Annotated in this window: 3 protein-coding genes; all 3 read right to left on the bottom strand. The window is 75.2% G+C overall.

Translation table 11 applies throughout. The annotated features are described in order from the left end of the window. Positions 1 to 736 (bottom strand): cobyrinate a,c-diamide synthase (locus tag ACFV0Q_RS39785; RefSeq protein WP_385012768.1); only part of this gene is annotated, 736 nt, incomplete at its 3' end. 5 nt (positions 737 to 741) lie between these two features. Then, positions 742 to 1,341 carry a cob(I)yrinic acid a,c-diamide adenosyltransferase gene (cobO, locus tag ACFV0Q_RS39780; RefSeq protein ID WP_385012766.1) on the bottom strand — a complete coding sequence of 200 codons (600 nt, stop codon included), beginning with the start codon at positions 1,339 to 1,341 and terminating at the stop codon, positions 742 to 744. Next, the gene (locus tag ACFV0Q_RS39775) at positions 1,341 to 3,431 is read right to left on the bottom strand and encodes a putative cobaltochelatase (RefSeq protein WP_385012764.1); all 2,091 of its coding nucleotides are present in this window, start codon (positions 3,429 to 3,431) and stop codon (positions 1,341 to 1,343) included. The genes cobO and ACFV0Q_RS39775 overlap by 1 nt, the downstream gene beginning before the upstream one ends. Positions 3,432 to 3,484 lie beyond the last annotated feature (53 nt).

Raw genomic sequence — 3,484 nt, 5'->3', positions numbered from 1 at the left:
GAATCCCCGCAAGCTCCGGAGTCCAGGCTTCGCAAGCCAGTGGCGGGGCCGTGCGCGCCAGGGCCATGAGGGCGTCCAGGTCGCAGCCCGCACGGACCTGGTCGGCCAGCGCCGCCACCGAGGCCAGCGCGTCCGCCCGCCGTTCCGCCACCGGGACCAGCCCCAGGTGCCGCGACGGGGTCGCCACCTGCGGAGCCCGCCGCAGCACGCCGAGGACCGGCATCCCGGCCTCCTCCAGCGCCTCCCGCAGCATCACCTCGTGCCGGTCGGAGCCCACCTTGTTGAGGATCACGCCGCCGAGGCGCACCTGGGGGTCGAACGAGGCGAAGCCGTGCACCAGCGCGGCCACCGACCGGGACTGCGACGAGGCGTCCACGACCAGCACCACCGGCGCCCGCAGCAGCTTCGCGACCTGCGCCGTCGACGCCAGCTCGCCCCGCCCCGCGGCCCCGTCGTAGAGCCCCATCACGCCCTCGACCACGGCCAGGTCGCACCCGGCCGCCCCGTGCGCGAACAGCGGGGCCACCAGCTCCGGCCCGCACATGAAGGCGTCCAGGTTGCGTCCCGGGCGGCCGGTGGCGAGCGCGTGGTAGCCGGGGTCGATGTAGTCGGGCCCGGCCTTGTGCGGGGACACGGCGAGGCCGCGCTCCGCGAAGGCCGCCATCAGGCCCGTCGCCACGGTGGTCTTGCCACTGCCGGAGGACGGCGCGGCGATGACCAGCCGGGGCACGTTCACGGACGTCACCACTCGATGCCTCTCTGGCCCTTCTGGCCGGTGTCCATCGGGTGCTTGACCTTGGTCATCTCGGTGACCAGGTCCGCGAACTCCACCAGCTTCTCCGGCGCGTTGCGGCCCGTGATGACCACGTGCTGGGTCCCGGGACGGTTCCGCAGCACCTCGATGACCTCGTCGACGTCGATCCAGCCCCAGTGCATCGGGTACGCGAACTCGTCGAGCACGTACAGCTTGTGCGTCTCGGTGGCCAGGTCGCGCTTGACCTGCTCCCAGCCCTCCTTGGCCGCCTGCTCGTTGTCGAGCTGCGCGTCGCGCTGGACCCAGGACCAGCCCTCGCCCATCTTGTGCCAGGCGACGGTGCCGCCCTCGCCGGAGGCGCCGAGCACCTTCAGCGCGTTCTCCTCGCCGACCTTCCACTTCGCCGACTTGACGAACTGGAACACCCCGATCGGCCAGCCCTGGTTCCAGGCGCGCAGCGCCAGACCGAAAGCGGCCGTCGACTTGCCCTTGCCCGGGCCGGTGTGGACGAAGACGAGCGGACGGTTGCGGCGCTGACGCGTCGTGAGTCCGTCGTCCGGTACGACGGACGGCTGTCCCTGCGGCATTACGCGGCCCTCCTGGAGGCTTCGTGGGTCACTGCGGTACGTACGTTCTTCACGAGCCCGGCCAGCGAGTCGGCCCGCAGCCCGTCGAGGGTCACGGCGGGTGCGCCCAGGTCGGCGGCCAGTACTCCGGCCAGCCCCAGCCGGACCGGCCCGGACTCGCAGTCCACGACCACCGAGGCGACCCCCTCGGCGGCCAGCAGCCGGGCGCCGCGCTCCGACATCGCGCGCGGATCGCCGCCCAGCGCCCCGGCGGAGGTGGCCCGTCCGTCGGTGACGACCACGAGCAGCGGGCGCCGCGAGGGATCCCGCAGCCGTTCCAGGCGCAGCACCTCGTGGGCCTTGAGCAGCCCGGAGGCGAGCGGGGTGCGGCCGCCGGTCGGCAGCCGGTCCAGGCGGGCCGCCGCCGCGTCCACCGAGGAGGTGGGCGGCAGCGCCAGTTCGGCTCCGGCACCCCGGAAGGTGATCAGGCCGACCTTGTCGCGGCGCTGGTAGGCGTCCAGGAGCAGGGACATCACGGCGCCCTTGACGGCGCTCATGCGCTGCCGGGCCGCCATGGAGCCGGAGGCGTCGACCACGAACAGCACGAGGTTGCCCTCGCGGCCCTCGCGGGTGGCCTGGCGCAGGTCGTCCTTGCGGATGACCAGCCCGCGCCCGTCGCGGCCGCGCGCCTTCTGGTGCGGGGCGGCCGCGTGGACGGTGGCCGCCAGGTGCAGCTTCGTCAGGTGGCCACGCGGGCGCTGGGAGCCGGTGGTGCGGCCGTGCGCGGTGCGGGCGCGCGAACGCCGGCCGGCCGCGCCCTCGCCGAGGCCGGGCACGCTGAGCATCTTGGTGCGGAACGGCTCGGAGGCCCGTACGGCGGCCTGCTCGGCGGCACCGGCGCCCTGCGCGGAGGGCTGCGGGGCCTCCTCGCGGGTGTCGGGGGAGTCCGGGGAGGTCTCCGGGGCGTCCTGGGCCGGGGGCGCGTCGTGCTGCGGCGGGACCCCGCCGCCGTCCCCGTCCGGGCCGCCGTCCCCTCCGTCCCCGCCGTCGTCCGGGCCCTGGGGCTCCGGGTCGGGCTCGGGCTCCGGCTCGGGCTCCTCGTCGGGGAACCCGTCCAGGATCCGGTCCAGCATCTCCTCGTCCAGGCCCGGCGCGTCGAAGGGGTTGCGGCGGCGCCGGTGGGGGAGCGCCAGCAGCGCTGCCCGCCGTACGTCCTCCTTGCGCACCGCGGTCCGCCCCGCCCAGGCCGCCAGGGCCGTCGCGGTACGGGCCATCACGATGTCGGCGCGCATCCCGTCGACCTCGAACCCGGCGCAGGCGGCCGCGATCTGGAGCAGCGCCGTGTCCCCGAGAGAGACCTGCGGCAGCAGGGCGCGGGCGGCCACCACCCGGGCGCGCACGTCGTGCTCGTCCCCGGCCCAGCGGGTCGCGAAGCCTTCGGGATCGTCCTCGTAGGCGAGCCGGCGGCGCACGACCTCGACGCGCTGCGCGGGCTCGCGGGAGGCCGCCACCTCGACGGTCAGCCCGAACCGGTCGAGGAGCTGCGGGCGCAGCTCGCCCTCCTCGGGGTTCATGGTGCCGACGAGCAGGAAGCGGGCGGCGTGGCGTACGGAGACGCCCTCGCGCTCCACGTAGGAGGCGCCCATCGCGGCCGCGTCGAGGAGCAGGTCGATCAGGTGGTCGTGGAGGAGGTTGACCTCGTCGACGTAGAGGATCCCGCGGTGCGCGTCGGCGAGGAGGCCCGGCTCGAAGGCCTTCACGCCCTCGGCGAGGGCCCGCTCGATGTCGAGGGCGCCGACGAGGCGGTCCTCGGAGGCGCCGACGGGCAGTTCGACCATCCGCGCCGGGCGCAGGGCCGAGGCCCCGGGCTCGTGCGGGCCGTCCGGGCAGGCCGGATCGGGCGCGGCGGGCGCGCACGAGAACCGGCAGCCCGGTACGACGTCCACCCGCGGCAGCAGGGCGGACAGCGCGCGGACGGCGGTGGACTTGGCGGTCCCCTTCTCGCCGCGTACGAGGACGCCGCCGACCGCTGGGCTCACGGCGTTGAGCAGGAGCGCCAGCCGCAGGTCGGTCTGGCCGACCACTGCGGTGAACGGGTAGGGCGTGCTCATGCGTTGCTCACTCCTTCGAAGCTGCGGACCGTTCCTGGGGCTCCGCCCCAGAC

Origin of the sequence: Streptomyces sp. NPDC059564, from assembly GCF_042735575.1 — a bacterium.
Lineage (GTDB): Bacteria > Actinomycetota > Actinomycetes > Streptomycetales > Streptomycetaceae > Streptomyces.
Note: the sequence above shows the minus strand (reverse complement) of the source record. Positions and strands in the feature narration are given on the sequence as shown.